General features: G+C 48.5%; 17 protein-coding genes. 7 read left to right on the top strand and 10 right to left on the bottom strand.

The annotated features are described in order from the left end of the window. The first annotated feature begins 15 nt into the window (after positions 1–15). Positions 16–1,179 (top strand): DUF2027 domain-containing protein, encoded by a 1,164-nt coding sequence (locus HMPREF9431_RS03040; protein WP_004379626.1) that lies wholly within the window; start codon positions 16–18, stop codon positions 1,177–1,179. Between the two features lie 2 nt (positions 1,180–1,181). Continuing rightward, on the top strand, positions 1,182–3,110 hold the full coding sequence (locus HMPREF9431_RS03035) for an NAD(+) synthase (RefSeq protein WP_004379625.1): 1,929 nt from the start codon (positions 1,182–1,184) through the stop codon (positions 3,108–3,110). A 558-nt stretch (positions 3,111–3,668) separates the two neighbouring features. On the opposite strand, the gene HMPREF9431_RS03030 is transcribed toward HMPREF9431_RS03035, so the two are convergent. The 6 genes from HMPREF9431_RS03030 to dnaN are packed head-to-tail and all read right to left on the bottom strand — an operon-like array spanning position 3,669 to position 11,311. Continuing rightward, positions 3,669–5,327 carry a tetratricopeptide repeat protein gene (locus HMPREF9431_RS03030; protein ID WP_004379623.1) on the bottom strand — a complete coding sequence of 553 codons (1,659 nt, stop codon included), beginning with the start codon at positions 5,325–5,327 and terminating at the stop codon, positions 3,669–3,671. 58 nt (positions 5,328–5,385) lie between these two features. Next, positions 5,386–7,047, bottom strand: a complete 1,662-nt coding sequence (gene recN, locus HMPREF9431_RS03025) for a DNA repair protein RecN (protein ID WP_004379622.1) — start codon at positions 7,045–7,047, stop codon at positions 5,386–5,388. Between the two features lie 5 nt (positions 7,048–7,052). Further along, positions 7,053–7,946 carry a type IX secretion system protein PorD gene (porD, locus tag HMPREF9431_RS03020; RefSeq protein WP_004379621.1) on the bottom strand — a complete coding sequence of 298 codons (894 nt, stop codon included), beginning with the start codon at positions 7,944–7,946 and terminating at the stop codon, positions 7,053–7,055. Continuing rightward, on the bottom strand, positions 7,912–9,270 hold the full coding sequence (locus HMPREF9431_RS03015) for a bifunctional phosphopantothenoylcysteine decarboxylase/phosphopantothenate synthase (RefSeq protein WP_004379620.1): 1,359 nt from the start codon (positions 9,268–9,270) through the stop codon (positions 7,912–7,914). Before HMPREF9431_RS03015 ends, porD begins: the two co-directional genes overlap by 35 nt. A 46-nt stretch (positions 9,271–9,316) precedes the next feature. Next, positions 9,317–10,171 (bottom strand): 3'-5' exonuclease, encoded by an 855-nt coding sequence (locus HMPREF9431_RS03010; protein WP_004379619.1) that lies wholly within the window; start codon positions 10,169–10,171, stop codon positions 9,317–9,319. Positions 10,172–10,189: 18 nt separating this feature from the next. Continuing rightward, positions 10,190–11,311: a DNA polymerase III subunit beta gene (dnaN, locus tag HMPREF9431_RS03005; RefSeq protein WP_004379618.1), complete on the bottom strand. Its 1,122-nt coding sequence runs from the start codon at positions 11,309–11,311 to the stop codon at positions 10,190–10,192. Between the two features lie 194 nt (positions 11,312–11,505). On the opposite strand from dnaN, the gene HMPREF9431_RS03000 reads away from it, so the two are divergent. The 5 genes from HMPREF9431_RS03000 to HMPREF9431_RS02980 all read left to right on the top strand — a co-directional run bounded on the left by HMPREF9431_RS03000 (position 11,506) and on the right by HMPREF9431_RS02980 (position 16,349). Then, positions 11,506–11,931, top strand: a complete 426-nt coding sequence (locus tag HMPREF9431_RS03000) for a DUF3127 domain-containing protein (protein WP_004379617.1) — start codon at positions 11,506–11,508, stop codon at positions 11,929–11,931. Positions 11,932–12,178: 247 nt separating this feature from the next. After that, positions 12,179–12,463, top strand: coding sequence for a hypothetical protein (locus HMPREF9431_RS02995; protein ID WP_081463307.1), 285 nt, complete (start codon positions 12,179–12,181; stop codon positions 12,461–12,463). Between the two features lie 60 nt (positions 12,464–12,523). Further along, complete coding sequence (locus HMPREF9431_RS02990; protein WP_004379616.1) at positions 12,524–13,441, top strand: homoserine O-succinyltransferase; 918 nt, start codon at positions 12,524–12,526, stop codon at positions 13,439–13,441. Next, the gene (locus tag HMPREF9431_RS02985; protein ID WP_004379615.1) at positions 13,442–15,316 is read left to right on the top strand and encodes a peptidase U32 family protein; all 1,875 of its coding nucleotides are present in this window, start codon (positions 13,442–13,444) and stop codon (positions 15,314–15,316) included. 25 nt (positions 15,317–15,341) lie between these two features. Further along, positions 15,342–16,349 (top strand): hypothetical protein, encoded by a 1,008-nt coding sequence (locus HMPREF9431_RS02980; RefSeq protein WP_004379614.1) that lies wholly within the window; start codon positions 15,342–15,344, stop codon positions 16,347–16,349. A gap of 336 nt (positions 16,350–16,685) precedes the next feature. Here the strand turns inward: HMPREF9431_RS02980 and HMPREF9431_RS02975 are convergent, their stop codons facing one another. From HMPREF9431_RS02975 to HMPREF9431_RS02960, 4 genes are read right to left on the bottom strand one after another with little or no spacing between them, the layout of a single operon-like run. Next, on the bottom strand, positions 16,686–17,114 hold the full coding sequence (locus HMPREF9431_RS02975) for a BT0820 family HAD-type phosphatase (protein WP_004379613.1): 429 nt from the start codon (positions 17,112–17,114) through the stop codon (positions 16,686–16,688). Further along, the gene (locus HMPREF9431_RS02970) at positions 17,114–19,654 is read right to left on the bottom strand and encodes a GumC family protein (protein WP_004379612.1); all 2,541 of its coding nucleotides are present in this window, start codon (positions 19,652–19,654) and stop codon (positions 17,114–17,116) included. Before HMPREF9431_RS02970 ends, HMPREF9431_RS02975 begins: the two co-directional genes overlap by 1 nt. Before the next feature lie 34 nt (positions 19,655–19,688). Continuing rightward, positions 19,689–20,573 (bottom strand): glucose-1-phosphate thymidylyltransferase RfbA, encoded by an 885-nt coding sequence (gene rfbA, locus HMPREF9431_RS02965; protein ID WP_004379611.1) that lies wholly within the window; start codon positions 20,571–20,573, stop codon positions 19,689–19,691. Positions 20,574–20,605: 32 nt separating this feature from the next. Then, positions 20,606–22,012, bottom strand: a complete 1,407-nt coding sequence (locus HMPREF9431_RS02960; RefSeq protein WP_004379610.1) for an exopolysaccharide biosynthesis polyprenyl glycosylphosphotransferase — start codon at positions 22,010–22,012, stop codon at positions 20,606–20,608. Positions 22,013–22,217: the final 205 nt, after the last annotated feature.

Genomic DNA, 22,217 nt, shown 5'->3' with positions numbered 1-22,217 from the left:
ACCATTAATTAAGCAATGAAAAAAGGAGATACAGTGCGCTTCCTGAACGAAACGGGGGGCGGAAAGATTACGGGCTTCTCGGGAAAGGACATCGTCCTCGTTGAGGATCAGGATGGCTTCGAGATACCCTTTCGCATCAATGAAGTCGTGGTGATTGACAGCAACGACCATGGTTCGGTCAGAATGGCTGCGTTGAACATCAATCAGGCTGCCATGGACAAAGAGGGAAACGCCATTCACAACGACCAACGCAGCATTAAGGCAATGCTCAACGCAGAGCAAAACGAACCGGCTTTCGATGGGACCGACGGCAACGAGCCTTTCGACACACCCGACGACACGCGCGAAGTGACCTTTCAAGCGCCGGTTGAAGAGCGCAAGGGGGGCAATCGGCTCACGGCTTATGTGGCGTTTGTTCCCTCCGATTCGACATTGCCCGCAGACACGACGTTCGACATCTACCTCGTGAACGATTGCAACTACTTCTTGCAGTTGAGTTACATGACAGGGGAGAACGACAGTTGGACGTTGGTCTTTCAAGGTGAGCTCGCGCCCAACACGATGGAGCTTGTCGCCACGCTCACCTACGCCGATTTGGCCGAGCTCAACCGTTTGGCCGTGCAAGGCATTGCCTATAAGCGCGAGAAAAGCTTCTTGCTCAAGCCAACCTTCTCGGTCTGCATCAAGCTCGACGCGACGAAGTGCTATAAGCAGAGCACGTTTCGCGACAGCGACTTCTTCGACACGCCGGCCTGGCTCCATGCCATCGTGGTCGACGATGAACCCGTCAAAGCATTGCAAGTGGATGCCGGGCATTTGGCAAAAGCAATGCAGACCAAGCGGCAGGACGACCGTCATGTCACGGCTGGCAGAGCTGCCACAGCGCCGAAAGGCAACGACCCGTTGGTGGTTGACTTGCACATCAACGCCCTGTTGGATAGCATACAGGGCATGACCTCAAAAGACATCTTAGACTACCAACTGCAAGTCTTCAAGGACACCCTCGAGGCCAACCGCAAGCATCGGGGACAGAAAATTGTCTTCATCCACGGCAAAGGGGAGGGCGTGCTGCGGCGTGCGCTCATCCATGCTTTGAACTATCAATATAAGAAATTCACCTATCAAGATGCGTCATTCCGCGAGTATGGCTATGGCGCAACACAAGTCACCATTCATTAGTTATGGAATATGGTTTTATCAAGGTAGGAACAGCCATTCCTGCCGTTCGTGTTGGCGATGTCCAATACAACACCGAACAAATCGAGGCGCTGTTGACACAGGCCGAAGAAGCGGGCATTGAAATCATTGTCTTTCCCGAGCTGTCCCTCACCGGCTACACTTGCCAGGACTTGTTCCGGCAGCGGTCATTGCTCGAGACCATCGATGCCGCTGTCACCCATTTGCTGCAATCCACCCTGCAGAAAGATGTTATTGCCATCGTGGGCGCACCGCTCGAGGTGGGCAACTTGCTACTCAACTGCGCCATTATCGTGCAACAGGGCAAGCTCTTGGGCATTGTCCCCAAGACCTATCTGCCCAACTACAACGAATTCTATGAAAAGCGATGGTTCACCTCGTCGCAGTCGCTACGACCGACAACCATTCGCCTGGCCGGCACGGCTATAGAGGTATCTGCGCAACCCAAGCTGTTCGAAACCGCTCAGGGCGTGAAATTCGGCATAGAAATTTGCGAGGACGTCTGGGCGCCAACGCCACCAAGCAATCATCTGACCCTGGCCGGCGCTGATCTCATCTTCAATCTCTCGGCCACCGACGAGTTAGTGGGTAAGCACGCCTATCTCAAAAGCCTCCTCGCGCAACAGAGCGCCCGCACCATCAGTGGTTACGTGTATAGCAGTTGCGGTTTCGGCGAGAGCACGCAGGATGTCGTCTATGGTGGCAACGCGTTGATTTATGAAAATGGCACACTATTGAGCGAAGGACAACGTTTTGCCTTGTCGCCGCAGTTGGTGACGGCACAAATTGATGTCGAACGCATCCGCTACGACCGTTGCAACAACACCACGTTTGCCACAGCCCAGTTCCACGAGGTGAGCGAAACCGCCATTGTGCCGTGTTGCCCATTAAAAAACTTTAAGCCTTTCCACTTGGAGCGCTGCGTCCCGTCAGCACCCTTTATCCCCGAAGCCATGGCAACGGAATCGGCTTGTGAGGAAGTGTTCCACATCCAAACCATGGGCTTGGCCAAACGGCTCCGGCATATTCACGCCGAAAAGGTTGTCCTTGGCATCAGTGGTGGCTTGGACTCAACGCTGGCATTGCTCGTATGTGTGCGTACGTTCGACCTCCTAAAGCTCAATCGGCAAGGCATTATCGGTGTGACGATGCCGGGCTTTGGCACCACCGACCAGACACATCAGAATGCACATCGGCTGATGCAGCTACTCGGTGTCACGATGCGCGAGGTGCCCATCGCAGCAAGTGTGACACAGCACTTCAAAGACATTGGGCATGATGGCGCCGTGCACGATGTGGTCTATGAAAACAGTCAGGCGCGCGAACGCACGCAGATACTCATGGACATCAGCAACCAGGTGGGTGGCATCGTCATCGGAACAGGCGACCTGTCGGAACTGGCTTTGGGATGGGCCACCTACAACGGCGACCAGATGAGCATGTATGGGGTGAATGCCAGCGTGCCCAAGACCTTGGTGCAATGCCTCGTGCAGCATGAAGCGCTGCACAGCAGCCAGGAACTATCGCTCGTGTTGAAGGACATCCTCAACACGCCCATTAGTCCTGAGCTTACGCCTGCCGACAATGCAGGACGTATCAGTCAACGCACGGAGGAACTGATTGGACCTTATGAACTCCACGACTTCTACCTTTATTACGTCATGCGCTTTGGCTTCACGCCTGCAAAAATCTTCTTACTGGCTCAAAAGGCATTCAATAACCGCTACGCAGACGAAGTGCTCAAGCATTGGCTCTGCTCTTTCTATCGGAGGTTCTTTGCGCAACAGTTCAAGCGCAGCTGCATGCCCGATGGGCCGAAAGTGGGGGGTATCAGCCTAAGCCCTCGTGGCGACTGGCGCATGCCGTCGGATGCTACCGCAGCGTTGTGGTTACAAAGTTGTGAAGCTCTTTAAACGAGCGCTGTCATATCGTCGTAGGACGATAACGCTCATTATCTATTCGACGGATGCACATGGTGTGCATCCGTCTTTGCTTTCAAGGCATCCATCACATCTATTTACATTGTTGCATGTCTGTGCATCCTATCTATCTTAACATTGTAATATGGCTGTCGTGCGTTCAATGATATGTTATAAAACATTGCGCCATGTTGAGAGATATCTTATATAATATCTTAAAACATGGCACCATATTGATAGACGTTTTATAAAAGTTGTCAAAACATGACACAATATTGATAAATATATTATAGAATGTATTCAAACACTGCACCATGTTGATAGATGTTTTATAAGATGTGTTCAAGCATTGCGCAATGTTGCAAAAACTATTAATGATATAGATTAAACCATGTGCAATAATAAAACAGATACAATATAAGCTGTTGTAACACTGGGCAAAGGTGATTGTGTTTCTATGAGAACACTACCAACACGGCACAACGAACAATATGCTATAGAAAAAGGCGCACGATTGGTGCGCCTTTACAGTAGAGATAATGGCAGATCCGATTATTTCTTCTTAAGGTATTCATCGGCGCGCTTGTCACCGAGTTCCTTTGCACGAAGCAGCGCCTTTCGTGCTTCTTCAGGTTTGCCCAATTCTTGCCGTGCGATGCCTAAGAGCAGGAATCCGTCGGCATAATCGGTTGCTATTTCCGTACAGCGTAGGGCTGACTGTTCGGCATCTTCATTGCGTTTCACCCGTAGGCAGAGCGAAGCCATCTCAGCATAGTAGACGGGTTCCTCTGGGTTGAGAAGAATGGTGCGCGCCAAGTCGTTGAGTGCCTGTTGGAACTGCTTGATCTTTAACTCACATTGGTAACGTTGATAGTAAAAGTCGCGGTAGCGTGACGGCCCTTGAGCAATACTGTCATAGGTATTGTAGTCCTTCACGGCCAAGCGGTATTGGCCCATCTCCTGATAGGTTGCACCGCGTGCCAACAGGTAGGTGGAGGCTATGCTATTCAGTGGTCTCGGACAAACGGCTACTGCGCTGTCTAAGAGTGCCAGTGCTTCAGTGATGGGAGCGCGCAACATTCGCTTGCATTGGGATGCCTCATAGAACAACTCGCCACTGCGCAGCGGTGTGTGGGTGAGTTGCATAAAGAGGTCGTAGGCTTTTTGATAGTCTTGCTTAGCGTAGTAGATTTGTGCCTGCTGATGGATGTATTGCGGTAGCGGCTGGATGGTGGCAGCCTTTTCGGCTGCTTGCAGTGCTTTGTCTAACGACCATGGCGCAAAGGCGCGGTTAGGATAGTGGATTTGCTTTTGCAAGATGACCTTGGCATATTCGCTGTAGGCCTCGTCCTTTCTCTCTACCTTCTCGAGAGCCGTTTGCATCACCTTTTCAGCTTCCTCGTCCTTTCCGGCATCGACGAGGCTCAGCGCCTTATTGGTGTAACCCTCCTTGGCGGCGGGGAACTGCTGGATGAAGGCGTCGATGAGCGATTGGTGGGTCAAGGAGTCTGTGAGATTGGCCGACATGAGCAATGCCACCGTCGCGTCGTCAAGCGAAGCGGGCAGGGCAGGGCGAATGGCGCAGGTACGCAACGTGGCATTGCTGAGGGCAAGGCTGTTGGCTTGCATCTCGGCAGCGAAACGGGCGTCGACCGCTGTAAAAGTGCTATCGGAGGTCGTCTGCAAGAGTCCGCAAAGCTGTCCTTGCGCATTGACGACAGGGCAACCCACTTGCTGCGCGGAAAGGGTTGAAGGGTTGAACACGTAATAGTTGAACCGCTCGTTGAACTGCTCAATGCGCTGAATGGTCAGCGGCAACGGTTTGGCTTTCTGCACACTGTAAGGCAGTAGCCAGGCTGTCTTCGTTGCGGCCTGTGGCGCAAGCGAAACGGTTGGCGTGCTGTGCTCGATGGTGAATTTGCACACATCATAGAGCTCGTTGGCACCTATCATCGCCACGACGGGATGTTCGGTTCCCGTGGCATCGATTACCACGGCACGGGCAGCCCCGACAAAGGGCTTCCAAGGCGCGATGGCCTCGCCTTGCGGACTGACGAACGTGCCATGGGCGGAGGCAATGATGTCGCCCGCAGCGTTGAAAGTGGTTAGTGAAAACACTGCTTTAGCGGCTTTCTGTGTGGCCGCTGACTGTGCGCTCACGGTGATAACCATGAGCACCGCGAATAGTGTTAATACAATTTTGTTTCTCATTATGTGATCGTTTTGTTTTGTTCTGAATGGACGTAAAAGGAGAGTGGGGCTGGGATGCCTATGTGTGGCTGAGCAGCGATTTGGCATTGCTGATGGCTTCGGGTGTGACGCTGCTGCCACTTAGCATCTGGGCAATCTCTTGAATGCGCTCGTCCTCGTTGAGCAACTGCATCTGGCTGTTGGTGCCTTTGCTCGTCTCTGTCTTTGATACTTTATAGTGGAAGGCTCCCCGTGCGGCAATCTGTGGCAGATGCGTAATGCTGATGACTTGGCGATGATGCGCACCCATCTCGTGCATTATCTGCGCCATCATTTCGGCAACACGACCGCTCACACCGGTATCAATCTCATCGAAGATGATGGTGGGCAGCTGCACAGTGCCGCTGATCATCGCTTTTAGCGAAAGCATGACGCGCGCAATCTCACCCCCTGAGGCAACTTGCGTAATGGGTTGCAGGGGCATGCTCTTATTGGCGCTGAAAAGGAAGGCAATGCGGTCGGAACCGTCATTGGCAAGCGGCTTGTTGGTAAAGTCAATCTGGAACTTCACGTTGGGAATGCCCAAGGGCGCCAGACGTTTGGCCATATCCGTTTCGATGGCTTTGGCTGCTTTCACGCGCGATTGCGTGAGCACGGCCGCCAAGGCCTTACATTCGCTTTCCAACTGCTGGAAGCGTGTGGTCAGCTCGGCCAGTTGCTCGTCGGCATTCTCGATGACGTTGAGCTTCTCGCCTAAGTCATCGCGTATGGCTATCAGCGCTTCCATCCCGTCGACATGATACTTTTGTTGCAGACTGTAGAGCAGGTCTAAGCGCTCACTGAAGCGATTGAGCTGGTCGGGGTCATAGTCGACGGCCTCCATTTGTTGGTTTATCTCTTGCCCGATGTCTTTGAGTTCGATGTGACATTCCTCCAAACGACTGCCGAACTCGTTGGCCCGCGGGAAGACTTTGGCAATGCTTTGCAATTCGCCGATGGAACGTTTCAGCAGGGTGAGTGCACCTTCGTTGTCACCATTGAGTTGGCGGTCGGCTTCGAAGAGTGCGGCCTTAATATCTTCGGCATGCGAGAGCAGTTCTGTCTCGCGTTCGAGGGTAGCAAGTTCGTCGGGCTGGAGGTTTGCTTGTGTGAGCTCATCAAACTGAAAGGCCATGAAGTCTTGTTGCGTTTTGTCTTGGCTGATGCGTTCCTTGAGTTGCTCAAGTGCTTGGTGTGCAGCGCGGAGGGCTTCGAAACGTTGGGCAAATTGCTTCCGCTGCGCTTCGTTGTGTGCCATGATGTCGACGACATTGAGCTGAAAATCCTCTTTCTGTAGCAAAAGGTTCTGATGTTGGCTGTGAATGTCGACGAGGGTCTCGCCTAACTCGCGTAGGGTTGTGAGTGATACAGGGGTATCGTTGATGAAAGCGCGCGATTTACCATTGCTGCTGATCTCGCGCCGAAGGATGCAGTCCTCGGGGTCGTAGTCAATCTCGTTGAGCTCGAAGAAAGCTTCCATGCCGTAGCCTTTGATTTTGAAATGGGCCTCGATAATGCACTTGTTTTCGCCTGTCTTGATGGCTTTGCTGTCGGCACGTTGCCCCAGGAGGAGATTGATTGCGCCGAGGATGATGCTTTTGCCCGCACCGGTCTCTCCGGTAATGACGGAGAACCCGCTATTGAACGTGATGTTGAGCTCGTCGATGAGCGTGAAGTTCTTAATGTATAACTGTTTGAGCATATTGTTTATCGTTTGATGCTCTCCCATGCGCCACTTTGGCTGGCGTTGATGGAGAAGAGGATGCTATATAGTTGTTCTTTCTCTTTGGTTGTGCCTTTTCCGTCGTAAATGGCGGCCAATTCGTCTCTCTTATAGTCGGTCCACAGTTGGGGCAGCAGACTGTTGGGACGGTTTTGGTGGGCTGACGACAGAAGGTTTGTAAGGGCGGCCGAGATGTTGACGCGAGCCTTCTCAACCTGTTGGCTCATTTGGTCTAATCCCGTGCGATAATAGGCATATTGCAGCTGGCGAAACGGGCGTAGCCGCTCATCCATGTAATCATTGATGAAGGCAAAGCGACTCTTGTCGTTCGCAAGGCTTTCCCAGCCTTTATAAGGAAGAGCTTGTGCGGCATGTGCGGTGTTGAGACAACGTTGCAGCACGTCGGTTCCGCCAAGTGGGGCAAAACTGTCCAAGTTGATGCCGATGATGAGATAAGCATAGTAGGCACAGAGCGCGCTTAGCTGTTGGACGACGTGATCTTCGCTGAAAGTGAGCTGTGACAGATCGGCGTAGTCGAAATCAAAGTGTTCATCCACATTTTTGTAAATGATTGTGCTGTAGGTGGTGCGATAGACGGGACGGTTGGCTTGCACTATGGCGCTACACTTGAAACCATTGGCATGGTCGTAATCGTTCACCGTGATGCTGAAGCTACACGGGATACGTTCGACCGTCAGGAAGTGGAGCGGTGTCCATTTCTGGTCATTGAGAAACTGTGTGAGTGCGGTTTGTAAGTGGTCGAAGCGCGTTGCCTCAACGCCTTGAATCTTAGAATGATTGATGTGAACCGTAGCTTGCAGTTCTTGCGATAGGATGGAAGTGCTAAAGCAGCAAAGCAAGCTCGTCAATAATGTCATGCGCCACTTGAACTTTGGGCTTTTTCGCATAATCTTTCTTCCCTTGTTGATGAATGATGGTAATTTGGTTGTCGTCACTGATGAACGTTGTACCCGGGTTGCACATGGAGTTGAGTACGATAAAGTCGGCATGCTTTCGGTGTAGCTTGTCGATAGCGTGTTGCTCCTCATCATGCGTTTCTAAGGCAAAGGCCACCAAACGTTGATGGGGCTGTTTCATTTCACCTAAGGCTGCTGCAATGTCGTGGGTGGGACGCAGTCGTATCACGAGGTCGTCTTGGTGGCGCTTGATCTTTTCCTCTGCCACATGGAGAGGCTGGAAGTCGGCAACGGCAGCGCAGAGGATGGCTGCATCGGCCGTGGTGAAATGGCTAACGGCTGCGGCATACATTTCATCGCTACTTTCGACATTGATACGGTGGATGGCAGATGAACACGATAGAGCTACCGGACCTGCGATGAGTGTCACATCGGCTCCCCGACGCAGGCATTCTTCGGCGATGGCAAAACCCATCTTTCCACTGGAGTAATTACCGATGAAGCGCACGGGATCAATCTTCTCATAGGTAGGTCCTGCCGTGATGAGCACGCGTTTGCCTGCTAAATCGTGCGCCTCTTGATGGTGGTTTGCTCCGACCTCTTCCTGTTTGTGATATAGTTGATCTTGGTTTGCTCCGACCTCTTCTTGCTTGTGATATAGTTGTTCTTGGTTTGCTCCGACCTCTTCCTGTTTGTGATATAGTTGATCTTGGTTTGCTCCGACCTCTTCCTGCTCGTGAGCCTGAAAGAAGAAGTCTTTGAGGGTTGCAACGATACGTTGCGGCTCCTCCATACGCCCCTTCCCCTCCAAACCGCTGGCCAAGAAGCCTGATGCTGGTTGGATGATGTGATTACCAAAGGACTGGAGCAATTGAAGATTGGCTTGCGTTGTAGGATGTTGAAACATGTCTAAATCCATCGCTGGTGCTATGAACACAGGTGCTTTCATGCTCAGGTAAGTCGTTATGAGCATGTTATCAGCCACACCATGAGCCAACTTTGCAATGGTACCGGCTGTACACGGAGCAATAAGCATGAGGTCGGCCCAAAGACCTAAATCAACATGCGAGTGCCATGTACCATCGGACTGTGTAAAGAATTCGCTAATAACGGGACGGTGGGAAAGTGTCGAAAGTGTTACAGGTGTGATGAATTCCTTCCCGGTAGGGGTAATGATGACCTGTACTTCGGCACCGCACTTAACCAGCTCCCGGATGAGAGAGCATGCTTTGTAGGCCGCGATAGAGCCTGTAATTCCTAAAACAATATTCTTTCCTGTAAGCATTACCGCTGCTGTCTTGTATGTGTGATTGCTGGAGCTGTTATGCCCATTAGTGCTTATTGAACTCCCTAAGCCGGATGCGAGTGAGAACTTGCTTGGTGTTGTTAGGGAATTCGGCTCCGAGCATCCAAGAATAGTAGCCGGGATCTTTGTGCAAGACTTCTGACACTGGCATGTCCTTATATTTACCAAAGTTAAATACTTCTTGCAGTTGCGGGGTTCCATCGGCGTTAGATAGTGGCGTCCCATCTTTATCGACTATGGGAGCCCAAATCATTCTTCCGGCGAAATCAACGTTGTCATTTTGCTTTGAAAAGGCTGCTAACTCGCTCATATCGTTGGGTAGCACACGTTCCGGATCGTCTTGATTGGCCTCACTGTACATCTCTAACTCGCCCAACAATACGCGATAAGTAGCTTCTGTATCTTGATCTGCACGATGAGCTTCAAAATCTTCATCCATTTCGCGCCCGCAATAGAACTTATACGCCGCAGCAAGATTCCGTCGCTCCATCTTGTGAAAAATCGTTTGCACGTCTATCAATCTGCATTTTGTGAAGTCGAAATCGACACCTGCTCTTAAGAATTCTTCAGCTAAGATGGGAACGTCAAATCGATTTGAATTGAATCCTGCAAAATCACAACCTTTAAAACTCTCAGCTAATTGGGGAGCCATCTCCTTAAATGTCGGCTGATCAGCTACCGTCTCGTCACTAATCCCTGTTAGGTCTGTCACAAAAGCAGGGATGGCTCTCTCAGGATTAATGAGGTGATTACCTCTAACCTCTGTTCCATCAGGAGTTACTTTAATATAAGAGAGCTGAATAATGCGGTCTGTTATAATGTCAAGCCCCGTTGTTTCGAGGTCGAAAACAACGAGGGGCTTTGTTAAATTGAGTTTCATATAAATGATATATTGACTTTAGTCGCTGAGTAACATCGGCATAATGAGCGCTAAAACATTTTCATTCTCTGGCTGAACAGCAGGAACAATAACACCTGCTCTGCTTGGATCGGCTAATTGGAAAATTACTTCATCACAATCTATATTATTTAATATTTCTTGCAAAGAACTGCCTTTAAAGCCAATGTTCATCGTGGGACCAGTATAATCACATACGATTTGTTCATGGGCACTTGTAGCAAAGTCGATATCTTCAGACAATGCTTCCAACTTCCCTGGTTCAATATGAAGACGGACGAGCTGACTGCTTTCGCTGGCAAAGGGGAGTATACGACGCAGGATTGCAATCAGACTCTTGCGATCAATGCTCATATTATTGGGGTTCTCGGGGATAACGCTATTATAATTTGGATAGCTACCTTCAAGCAGTCGGCAAATGAGTTGCCCATTCTCGAACTTTATCTCTGCACTCCTGTCATCGAATTTAATGGTTACATCACTATCGCCTTTCGTGAGTACACTCTTGATTAAGTTCGCAGGTTTCTTGGGTAGGATGAACGACGCCGGCGTATCACTTTTGATGTTGAGAATTTGATTGCGCACCAATTTGTGTCCGTCTGTGGCTACGATGGCCAAATAGTCGGGCTTTAAATCAAAATAAATGCCATTCATCACCGGACGCAATTCATCAGTAGCCGTAGCAAACAAAGTGCGGCTCACATTATTTATTAATGTGGTCGCATTGATAACAATCGTGGTTGCGCTGTCGGGTACAACTTGCGCACGTGGATACTCTTCTGCATTCTGAGCCGTAAAATTATATGCACCATTCTGATAGCTAATCGTAATGGTGAGCGCAGCAAGGTCGATTTCGAATGTCAGCGGCTGTTCCGGAAGCTCTTTTACTGCGTCTAAGATGGTGCGATTGGGCACAGCGAAACTGCCTTCTCCATCGTGTTCATCGAGTGTCATTACGGTTGTCATAACATTCTCGCTGTCAGAGGCTGTTAACTTCAACTGTCCATTTCTTACATCAAAGAGAAAGCTGTCAAGAATGGGCAGTGCATTTTTGCTGTTAATTACTTTTGCGAGTGACTGGAGGCGTGCATTAAGTGCACTACTTGATAATGTAAATCTCATCAGTATTCCCTGTTTAATAGTTATTTATATTTATTTTTGAACACAAAAATACAAATTTCTTGTGTGCCTCACAAAAAAAAGACTGAAATATTGCATTTGTTAGAACAATTTTATTAATTTCGCAAGGCAAAAGTAAGGTTGTAGGGCCTTAAGCATAATGCATCAATAAAATAATAAAAAAATACATTCAAATTATGGAGTTACAAGGAAAAGTTATTGCAGCGCTTGATGTGCGAACCGGAACATCTGCACGTGGAGAATGGAAAGCGCAAGATTTTGTAATTGAGACGCATGAAAACTATCCACACAAAATGTCGTTTACTGTTTTCGGAGAAGATCGCCTTCAACGTTTCAACATACAGATAGGCCAGGAGGTGAACGTTTCTTTCGACATTGATGCACACGAATATCAAGGTCGTTGGTTTAACAGCATCCGCGCTTTCGATGTGCGGCAAATCGATCCTGCCACCTTAGGTGCCGGTGCTGCACCTGCAGGTTTTGGCGCAGCGCCTGCTCCTGCACCTGCGGCAACTGCCAATCCTGCTGCACCCGCTGCCCAAGCGCCATTCGAGCAACCGTCAGCCGAAGCAACTGCTGATAATGAAGATTTGCCATTTTAAGTTAGACGAAGAATCCAACTGTTTTTCTGTTATCAATTTAAGTTTTATCAGGGAGCGCCCTTTTTCGGGTGCTCTTTTTTTGATGCCTGCACGAAACCGTGGCCTTTCAAGTAGGATGCAGCAGGTTATAGTCGCAAAAGAGGCTTTGCCGATGCACTGCAAGCCATGTATAGTCGCAAACAAGGCTTCGACGATGCACTGCAAGCGTGTATAGTCGCAAACAAGGCTTCGACGATGCACTGCAAGCGTGTATAGTCGCAAAAGAGGCTTCGACGATGCACTGCAAGCGATGTATAGTCGCAAAAGAGGCTTCGACGATGCACTACAAGCGATGTATAGTCGCAAAAGAGGCTTCGACGATGCACTGCAAGCGATGTATAGTCGCAAAAGAGGCTCCGACGATGCACTGCAAGTGATGTATAGTCGCAAAAGAGGCTTCGATGATGCAATGCAAGCAATGTATAGTCGCAAAAGAGGCTTCGACAGTGATATAATGTTAAACAGTGTGCGGTTTGCATTCGAAATTCGATAATTTCTCCGTTTCAGCAAAAAGCGCTAACTTTGTGGGCATGATTAAAAATGCAGTAACGTTATGCCGCTGAAGCTGTCCGATAAATTGCCGGCCATCGATATTTTGAAACAGGAGAACATCTTTGTCATGGGCGAAGCGCGCGCGCAAGGCCAAGATATTCGTCCGCTAAGGATTGTGATTTTGAACCTGATGCCGCTTAAAATCACAACAGAGACCGATCTTATCCGCTTGCTTTCGAACACACCTTTGCAGATAGAGATTGTTTTTATGCGGCTGAAGAGCCATACGCCCAAGCATACGCCCATTGAGCACATGATGATGTTCTATAAAGACTTTGCAGAACTGTCGCAGCAAAAATTTGATGGCATGATTGTTACGGGCGCACCCGTTGAAACAATGGATTATGAGGCTGTGGGCTATTGGAATGAAATCGTGCAGATTTTCGACTGGGCACGCACGCATGTCACGAGTACACTCTATCTCTGTTGGGCAGCTATGGCCGGGCTTTATCATTTCTATGGTATTCCAAAACATGCGTTAGCGCGGAAAATGTTCGGCGTTTATGCACAAAAGGCGCTGATGCCGCTACTTCCCATTTTCCGTGGTTTCGATGACACATTCTTTATGCCGCAAAGTCGCCATACCGAATTATGGCGCAGTGACCTGTTGCAACATCCCGAGTTGCAGATGATAGCCGAGTCATCGGTCAGCGGCGTGGGCATGGTTATGGCGCGTGATGGCCGCGAATTTTTCATCACGGGCCATTTGGAATACTCCCCAACGACGCTTGATGCTGAATATAAACGTGATTTGGGTGTGCGCAATGATGTCGATATGCCGCAGAATTACTATACTCATGATGATTGTAATGCAGCGCCCATAGTGCGTTGGCGTGCACATGCCCATTTGTTTTATAGCAACTGGATTAACTACTATGTTTATCAGGCGACGCCCTATAATGTCAATGATATTAAGTAAATGCAGACGTTAGAATTATTAGCACCCGCCAAAACAGCCGCAATAGGCATCGAAGCCATTCGGCATGGTGCCGATGCGGTTTATATTGGTGCAGAAAGCTTTGGTGCCCGTTCTGCGGCTGGAAACAGCATTGCGGATATAGCGCAACTGTGCCAATATGCACACACCTTTGGTGCTCGCGTTTATGTTACCATCAACACCTTGGTTTATGAGCACGAAATCGCAGCACTGAAACAGTTACTCAGTGCTTTGGATGCGATAGAAGTCGATGCGCTGTTGTTGCAGGATATGGGCGTATATGCACTGATTAAGCGGTGGACAACTGCTGGAAAGTGGCATTTTCAACTGCATGCTTCTACACAAACCGACAATCGGTCGGCAAACAAAGTGGCTTGGTTGCAGGCTTTGGGCTTTCAGCGTGCGGTGTTGGCACGTGAGCTTTCGGTCAAGGAGATTGCAGCCATTCATGCCCAAGTACCCCGAATGGAGTTAGAAGTTTTTGTGCATGGGGCGCTATGCGTAAGCTATTCGGGGGTTTGCTATGCTTCGCAACATTGTTTTGGCCGTAGCGCTAACCGTGGAGCTTGTGCACAATTCTGCCGCATGAAATTTGATTTGGTCGATGCTACAGGAAAAGAAATCGAGCACCAACGCCATCTACTTTCGCTGAAAGACCTCAACCAATTGAACCAAATCGAGCAGTTGGTGACGGCAGGAGCCTGTTCTTTCAAGATTGAAGGCCGATTGAAAGAAGCCGACTATGTGAAGAATGTCGTGAGTGCCTACAGCCAGCAACTCAATGCTGTTGTAAAGCAGTATCCGAAACACTATCGTCGTGCTTCATGGGGCGAGGTGGATTATTATTTTACGCCCGATTTAAATAAAACGTTCAATCGTGGTTACACCCATTATTTTCTTGACGGACGCGCGTCTCATATCGCCAACTTCGACACGCCCAAAGCTATGGGTGAGTTTGTGGGCACCGTGAAAGCCATTCGTGGTCACGCATTGATTGTGGCAGGGGTGGCCTCGTTCTCTAATGGCGACGGACTCTGTTTCGTTAATGCACAGCGTGAGTTAGAAGGGTTTAGGGTGAACAGAGTTGAGGGCAACAAGCTCTATCCTCAGCGCATGCCGCAACAACTGTGCGAGGGGATGCGCCTCTATCGCAATCAAGATGTCGCGTTTGATAAGATTTTGGCTAAGCCCACGGCCGAACGCCGCATGGCACTTGACATGCTGTTGGGCACCACCGCCGATGGATTCTTTTTGCAAGCCAAGCACGATGGAATGGAAGAGGCGGTAAGTTATACCATTACTTTCGCCCACGAGAAGGCAAAAAGCTTGCAAGCAGACAATATGAGAATGCAACTCACAAAGCTGGGTGGAACAGAATTTGTGTGCCGGCAGCTTACTTTTTCAGATGGCGTCGAGCAGCTGTTTTTGCCTTCGAGCTTGTTGACACAACTGCGTCGTGGTGTTGTGACACAATTAAAAGCGCTGAAACCTTTGCGCAATCAGTTGCTCATTGTCCCCAAAACCAAGCCATTTCAGCAGGCTATCTCAACGCTTTTCCCTGCCACTTATCAGCAACATCCCTACCTTTATAATATAGCCAACGACGCAGCCCGCGATTTCTATGCGGCCGAAGGGTTAGACCATTTGCAGCCTGCTTTTGAACTTGCGCCGCCGACAAAGCCTCTCATCATGCAATGTCGCCATTGTCTCCGCTACGAGTTAGGTTTTTGTGTGAAACGGGGAGGGCAGCGCCCCACGTGGAAAGAGCCGTTGACATTGCGTTTGGGCGATGGCCGTCGGTTTACATTGGATTTCGATTGCACGGCTTGTCAGATGAACATTTACGCTGAAACATAATCCCTATCAATAGAAGGAGAACAACATGAAGAGAATTTCCCCATTTGGTTTCCGGCCATTGCTTATTTTGCTTGCCTGCCTGCTCCTCACAACGGCTTGCCATCATGCACAACCTTCAAAGGCCGATGCGTGGACCATGTATGATGCGAAGCAGCGCGATTCGCTCTCTTTCCAGGCGAAACACCACTACACCAACAACTATAATTTCTTGGTGAAGGCCGACTCTTTCCCGTTGGTACGTCAGCAACCCGAGGAAGCACATGCCGATTTGCCGTTGGACACCATCTACGTGTATCGCAACAACCATCTGGTGGTGGCCGACATTCGCATTGTTCCCAGCGACCAGGTCGATTCCGTTTGGGTACAGGTGGCGCGCGATCAGGCCACTTTTGGCTGGACGCACGAGCGCAATTTGCTAAAAAATGTGGTGCCCGATGATCCCATCTCACAATTTATCTCGCTTTTCTCCGACGTGCATCTGCTGCTGTCGTTCATAGCGCTTGTGCTTATCTTTGCGTTTTACATGGTGCGCAAACTCATGCGTAAACACGCCCACTTGGTGCATTTCAAGGACATCGATTCGTTTTATCCCACCTTGCTGGCCATCATCGTGGCCACCTCGGCCGCCTTTTATGCCAGCATTCAGCTGTTCGCGCCCGACGTGTGGCGGCACTTCTATTTCCATCCCACGCTCAATCCTTTCTCTGTTCCGCCCCTTTTGGCCATCTTCCTTTCGTCGGTTTGGGCGATGCTCATCGTGGGAATGGCAGCTGTCGACGACATTTTCCACAAACTGCCCGTCGCCGAGGCCATCCTCTACACCTGCGGTCTGATGGGCATCTGCGCCGTCAACTACATCGTGTTTAGCATTTTGAGCCTCTACTATGTGGGCTATTTGCTGCTGGTGGCCTATGTTTATTTTGCGCTCTATCGGTATAGTACGAAAAACCGAACGCTTTTCATCTGCGGAAATTGTGGGAAACCTATGCGTCGCAAGGGGCGGTGTCCGAATTGTGGCGCATGGAACCGATAGCATAGTCCATTCTCTTGTTTTTGATAAAAATACCCCGTCGGGAGTCCCCGAACGCTTGTTTTTGCTAAAAATGCCTCGTCGGGAGTCCCCGAACGCTTGTTTTTGATAAAAACGCCCCGTCGGGAGTCCCCGAACACTTGTTTTTGCTAAAAATGCCTCGTCGGGAGTCCCCGAACGCTTGTTTTTGATAAAAATGCCCCGTCGGGAGTCCCCGAACACTTGTTTTTGATTAAAATGGCTCGTCGGAATTTTCCGAAGCCTTGTTTTTGATTAAAATGCCCCGTCGGGAGTCCCCGAACGCCTTTTTAGACACTACCAAGAAAATGAAGCAATGGGCTATCGGCTCCACCAATGTTTTTTCTTGGGTGGTGTGGCGTATGCACTACCTGAAATTTGGTCGGTGAGCAGGCGTCGATAGCTGATTCTATCGTGAATCATGTGGTAGATTTGCCCCCAATCGGGCAGTCCGCCAATATTTCGGTCGTCAATAAACACATCGGCTTTGAGCTTGCGCGAGTAGTGATTATTATTTTTCTGCAATTCTTCAGGGTAATCTCTATTTACAGCCCAAAACTCCACACCGCGTGCTCTGCACCAGGCTACAGCCTCGTTGAGGAGTTTTCCTTCGCGCACACTCCATAAAATCAGCTGGTGACCATCGGCAATGAGTTGCCTGAGCGTCTCTGTGGCAAACGGGAGTTCTTCACCAATAGCTGGATATTGGTGGGTTACGATAGTGCCATCAAAATCAACTGCAATAATCATTATTGTTTAATTGAATTGTCGTCTTTACTAATATAGGTGTTACTTTGGCTGTTGTAGCTGCCATACGAGCTATAAGAGCTGTAAGAACGATAGCCTCCTGCACCATAGGCTCCTTTCGAATAGTAGCCATAGCGAGCATATTTGCCGTATTTTGCATATTTTCCGTAACCATAATAATAACCATATTTTTTCTTGGTCATGTCGAGCCCGTTGATGACAATGGCCATATTGGGCAGTTTTCGTTCCTCGTTTAAACTGTTAATGAGTATGAAACTGTCTTTCGGGGTATAGTCGGCGCGGCAGACATAGACGGTGGCATCAACGATACGGGCAATTTGCAGAGTGTCGGTGACGAGACCGACAGGTGCGGTATCGATGATGATGTAGTCGTAGATGGTTTTGAGTTGGGCGACAATGTCATCCAGACTTTCGCGCGCCAAGAGCTCGGTGGGGTTTGGTGGCGTAGGTCCAGCCATGAGCAAATCAAGGTTTTTGTTTACACCCGAAGGCAGAATTTGTTTTTGGATGTCTTCCATTGTCGAATGGCTGTGCACCAAAAGATTGGTGATGCCATGATGATGGTCGTGAATTTCAAACAATTCTGCCAATCGTGGCTTGCGAATGTCTAATCCCAAGATGATGACTCTTTTGCCTAAGAGGGCAAAGCTCACGGCTAAGTTGGCTGCCATAAATGTTTTTCCTTCACCCGAAGTGGTTGATGTAAAGACGATCACTCTTTCACCATCTTTCATCATGAATTGCAGGTTGGTGCGCATGCCACGGAAAATCTCTTCCATGAGATTATTCTTATTCTCATGCACCACGATATCGGCCTTTGTTTTTGCCTGCTCACTGGCGATTGGTACGTCGCCAAGGATGGGGAGCTGTGTGAGTTGGATGACATCGTTTCGTCCTTCAATTTTATAGTGGAAAAATTCTAAAATATAGATGATAACAATGGGAACCACGAGCCCTATGATGAGTGCAACCATATAGAACATGGACGAATTAGGGCTGAGTTTACCGGCAAATTCGGGCTCATCAATGAGTTTTCCTTTATCAACCGTAGCAGCCAATGAGATGGAGTTCTCTTCCCGTTTTTGCAACAGCATGAGGTAGAGCCCCGATTTCACTTCTTGCTGGCGGCCAATCTGTGTTAGGATACGTTCCTGTTCTGGCGTATTTCCTACCTGTCCGTTGTATTTGCTGAATTGGTTGGTCACCGCATTGCGCTGTATTTCTAAAGCCTTCTTAGCTTGCAGCATGGCACGGCGAATGCTGTTGTTGATGTCGATTAATTGTGCAGTGAGCGGCGTAATCGTCGGACTTGCCTCGCTGGCGGTGTGCAAAAGACGCTTTCTCTCTAATGCAATCTCATTGTATTTATTAATGAGCAGGTTGGTACTTTTATCGGAGATGCCAATATCTGCAGGTAGCGGCTCATATTTATTGCTGGGCATCTTGATGAATTTGGTCAGTTCATCAAGCAGCATAATCTGTGTGTTGGCATCCACCAAGCGCTGGCTGAATTGGTCTTGGTTGTTCATGGCCTGCGAAGCGTTCAGCCGTAACTCGACCATGTTATTGCGCTTTTTGAAATTCTCGAGTTTATCTTCGGTCAGCCCTAACTCAGAATTGATTTTCTCCAATCGTGTGTTGATGAAGTTTTCGGTCTTTACCGCTATTTGGTTTTTATCGTCGTTGGCCTGACGGTTGTAGCAAATTGAGAGCTGTTTCAAGTAGTCAATACCCCGTTGAATATTGATGTCGGTCAAAGCCAATTGAGCAATGGTGGTTGAATTGCCGGTTTGTTTGACCGACAATGCTCCTTGATATTGATAGGCCGCATCGTTGGGCGATTGCAGCGTGATATTGACTTTCGCCTCGCCAAAAATGTCTACCGCTTCAGGCGACAGGTTTTCAGTGAAAGTCAGTACGCCCGCACGCGTATAAATATTTGTTGGGAAGGATGTCAACTCGCGTTCGAAAGTGTAAGGGCCTCGGCTGTTTGTTGCATCAATAGGCACGAAATAGGTTCCACGCACATAATACCCCTTTTTCGTTTTTGTCAAGGTCATGCTGATGGGGCGATTGATTTTTTCCAAGCTTGCCGCATCAATATCAACCATTACGGGTTCTGTTCGGTAGAGCAATTTATCTTTAAACTTTCCGTCTAACACATAGTTGACGTAAAGTTTCAAATCTCTCACAGCACTCTCTGCCAACGTGTGAGAAGAGAGAATCTCCATTTCGTTGTCAATACCAGTAGAGTTGGACATCACGCCCAAGTTGGTTGTATTCTGAATGCTGTTTCCTCGTCGGTTGTTGCCATCGTCTTTGATAAGCAATTTGGCCGAAACCTGATAAACGGGTGTGGTGTAGCGTAATCGAATGTAGACGATGCCTAAACAGAATACCACGGCGATGATGAACCATTTCCAGTTGAGGATAATGGCAACATAAAGGTTTCTGAAGTTTAACCGGTCGATTAAACTCTTGGTTTGTTTATCTTCTTTTTGTAGCGTTTTGTTGTCATCCATATTTTCTACAAATTTACTTTAGTCCTTACTTATGTTATTTTCTTTTTCCTTCGGCCAATTCCATGAGATATTTCCCATAATCATTTTTAATCATAGGTTTGGCATCTTCGATTAGCTGTTCTTTGGTAATCCAACTTTTCCGATAGGCAATCTCTTCTAAGCATGCTACCTTCAATCCTTGTCGTTTCTCAATCACTTCTATAAATGTGCTGGCTTCCGAAAGACTATCGTGTGTGCCCGTGTCAAGCCATGCGAAACCTCTTTGCAATGGTTTTACTTGCAGGCTCTTGCGGTTGAGATATTCTTGATTTACAGTGGTTATCTCTAATTCACCGCGGTCACTGGGTTTAATGTGCTTTGCTATTTCTACCACGCTGTTGGGATAGAAATATAACCCCACCACAGCATAATTGCTCTTTGGTTTTGCTGGCTTTTCTTCAATGCTAAGGCAATGCCCCATTGCATCGAACTCGGCAACGCCATAACGTTCAGGGTCGTTTACATAATAACCGAAAACACTGGCCTTTTTATCTTGCTCTGCATCGTGGACGCTCGCTTTTAATAGTGCACTGAAGCCCGATCCATAGAAAATGTTATCGCCCAAAACCAAGCAAACGGCATCATTGCCGATGAAAGTCTCTCCAATGATGAATGCTTGAGCCAAGCCGTCGGGACTCGGTTGTTCGGCGTAAGAGAAAGAAACGCCTAACTCATGTCCGTCGCCTAAAAGGCGTTGAAAACCGGGAAGATCATAGGGGGTTGATATGATGAGTATCTCACGGATACCTGCCAGCATGAGAACCGATATGGGATAATAAATCATGGGCTTATCGAATATCGGAATAAGTTGCTTGCTGATGCCTCGTGTTATGGGGTAGAGGCGTGTGCCCGAGCCTCCTGCTAAAATAATTCCTTTCATACTATCATTTGTTCGTTTGATGATTACTGATTTTAATAGGCATGCTTATCGGGGATGAACATGCTTGAAATGGTTCTGAGAATAATGCGCAGATCGAGCGCAAACGACCAGTGTTCGATGTACCAAATGTCGTGCTCCACGCGCTCTTCCATCTGCCATAATTCAGTTGTCTCACCCCGATAGCCCGTTACTTGCGCCCAGCCTGTGATGCCGGGTTTACAGAAATGGCGCACCATATATTTATCGATGAGATCGCTATAAACTTGTGTATGATAAAGCATGTGGGGGCGTGGCCCAACGATGCTCATGTCCCCTTTTAATACATTCCAAAATTGGGGCAGCTCATCTATGTTGGTTCGCCGCATGAAATTGCCAAAGGCAAACTTGCGTGGATCATCTTTGGTGGCTTGCTCGGTGTCGGCAGTTGTATTGACGTGCATGCTTCTGAATTTATAGCATGTAAATGGTTTCCCCGCAAACCCTGTGCGTTGTTGTTTAAAGAAAATGGGGCCCGGGCTTTGCATTTTAATGCAAATGGCAATGATGGGAGTAATGAGCAAGAGAAAAAGGCAGGCTATGCTGGCACCGATAATATCGAAAAGGCGCTTGAGAATGCGGTTGTTAGCATAGCTTAGCGGGTCGACATGATTGGTGTAAAGCAACGTGTCACCCATATATTCTGCACGCAAAGGCAACCGATAAGGACTGAATTTGCGAGGAACATAATGGAAACGCAGCACATTGGCATCGCAGAACTTCATCACATCGACCATGAAATCATTGTAATCGTGGCTCAAACTGCAAAACACCTCTTGCGCTTTGGGCAACACGTCCAGCATCTTGTGTTGCTTCCAATCGTCTAACGTGCCAAGGCGTTTCAACTCCTTTGGTGCCCGCGGAAAGTCATGGTCGGCATAAAATCCCAAAATGCGATAGCCCATGGTTGTGTCCTCTTTCATGTCTCGGTAGAGATCTAAAAGTGAAGGGTCATTGCCAATGAAAATGATGTTGTGTACATTGTGTCCTTTGAGTCGCAGAAATTTCAAGATGAAACGCTCGAAAAAGCGGCTCACCATGATGGCGATGAAGCAAAAGACGGCATAGGGGATGGCCAAATGAAAGAAATTTACCTTGGGAAACATGAAGCTCATGAGGATGAAAAGGCTCACGACATGAGCTCCTGTGAGCTGCAACACGCGGATGGCGATTTTATTAAATTCAACCCAACGATAGTGCACAATCGTGTGGAAAAAATATTGTGCAAAGGCCATCGACACATTCGTCAGGAGAAATATCACTTTAAAAGAATGCCGAAAGTCGTAAGGGACATTGTCTGCAAATAGTGTGAAAACGGCTATCAGCATGATGTTTGCAATCGCGAAATCGCTGACGCAAACCAACTGTTTTGCCAAAGTCTTGCTGTTAAAGTTAGAATTCATTCCACACTGTTATTTGTAAATTCGTAATAGGTAACGCGCATATCAAGCCGCGTGCAAAGTTAATAAAAAAACAAGATATAGGGGCGTTATGCTAAAAAAATAGTTGCTTTTTCATCATCTGCAGGTCATATTTCTCGTTGCCGCAGTTTTGCATTCATCGCGGAAATATATTTTTTCGTTACGTGCGAGGTTACATTCATCGTGA

The sequence above is a fragment of the Segatella oulorum F0390 genome (assembly GCF_000224615.1).
GTDB lineage: Bacteria > Bacteroidota > Bacteroidia > Bacteroidales > Bacteroidaceae > Prevotella > Prevotella oulorum.
Note: the sequence above shows the minus strand (reverse complement) of the source record. Positions and strands in the feature narration are given on the sequence as shown.

Excerpts from the sequence above, each read along its gene's own strand:
- HMPREF9431_RS03040 (WP_004379626.1), top strand. The coding sequence starts at position 16 with ATGAAAAAAGGAGATACAGTGCGCTTCCTGAACGAAACGGGGGGCGGA.
- HMPREF9431_RS03035 (WP_004379625.1), top strand. The coding sequence starts at position 1,182 with ATGGAATATGGTTTTATCAAGGTAGGAACAGCCATTCCTGCCGTTCGT.
- HMPREF9431_RS03030 (WP_004379623.1), bottom strand. The coding sequence starts at position 5,327 with ATGAGAAACAAAATTGTATTAACACTATTCGCGGTGCTCATGGTTATC.
- recN (WP_004379622.1), bottom strand. The coding sequence starts at position 7,047 with ATGCTCAAACAGTTATACATTAAGAACTTCACGCTCATCGACGAGCTC.
- porD (WP_004379621.1), bottom strand. The coding sequence starts at position 7,946 with ATGACATTATTGACGAGCTTGCTTTGCTGCTTTAGCACTTCCATCCTA.
- HMPREF9431_RS03015 (WP_004379620.1), bottom strand. The coding sequence starts at position 9,270 with ATGCTTACAGGAAAGAATATTGTTTTAGGAATTACAGGCTCTATCGCG.
- HMPREF9431_RS03010 (WP_004379619.1), bottom strand. The coding sequence starts at position 10,171 with ATGAAACTCAATTTAACAAAGCCCCTCGTTGTTTTCGACCTCGAAACA.
- dnaN (WP_004379618.1), bottom strand. The coding sequence starts at position 11,311 with ATGAGATTTACATTATCAAGTAGTGCACTTAATGCACGCCTCCAGTCA.
- HMPREF9431_RS03000 (WP_004379617.1), top strand. The coding sequence starts at position 11,506 with ATGGAGTTACAAGGAAAAGTTATTGCAGCGCTTGATGTGCGAACCGGA.
- HMPREF9431_RS02990 (WP_004379616.1), top strand. The coding sequence starts at position 12,524 with ATGCCGCTGAAGCTGTCCGATAAATTGCCGGCCATCGATATTTTGAAA.
- HMPREF9431_RS02985 (WP_004379615.1), top strand. The coding sequence starts at position 13,442 with ATGCAGACGTTAGAATTATTAGCACCCGCCAAAACAGCCGCAATAGGC.
- HMPREF9431_RS02980 (WP_004379614.1), top strand. The coding sequence starts at position 15,342 with ATGAAGAGAATTTCCCCATTTGGTTTCCGGCCATTGCTTATTTTGCTT.
- HMPREF9431_RS02975 (WP_004379613.1), bottom strand. The coding sequence starts at position 17,114 with ATGATTATTGCAGTTGATTTTGATGGCACTATCGTAACCCACCAATAT.
- HMPREF9431_RS02970 (WP_004379612.1), bottom strand. The coding sequence starts at position 19,654 with ATGGATGACAACAAAACGCTACAAAAAGAAGATAAACAAACCAAGAGT.
- rfbA (WP_004379611.1), bottom strand. The coding sequence starts at position 20,573 with ATGAAAGGAATTATTTTAGCAGGAGGCTCGGGCACACGCCTCTACCCC.
- HMPREF9431_RS02960 (WP_004379610.1), bottom strand. The coding sequence starts at position 22,012 with ATGAATTCTAACTTTAACAGCAAGACTTTGGCAAAACAGTTGGTTTGC.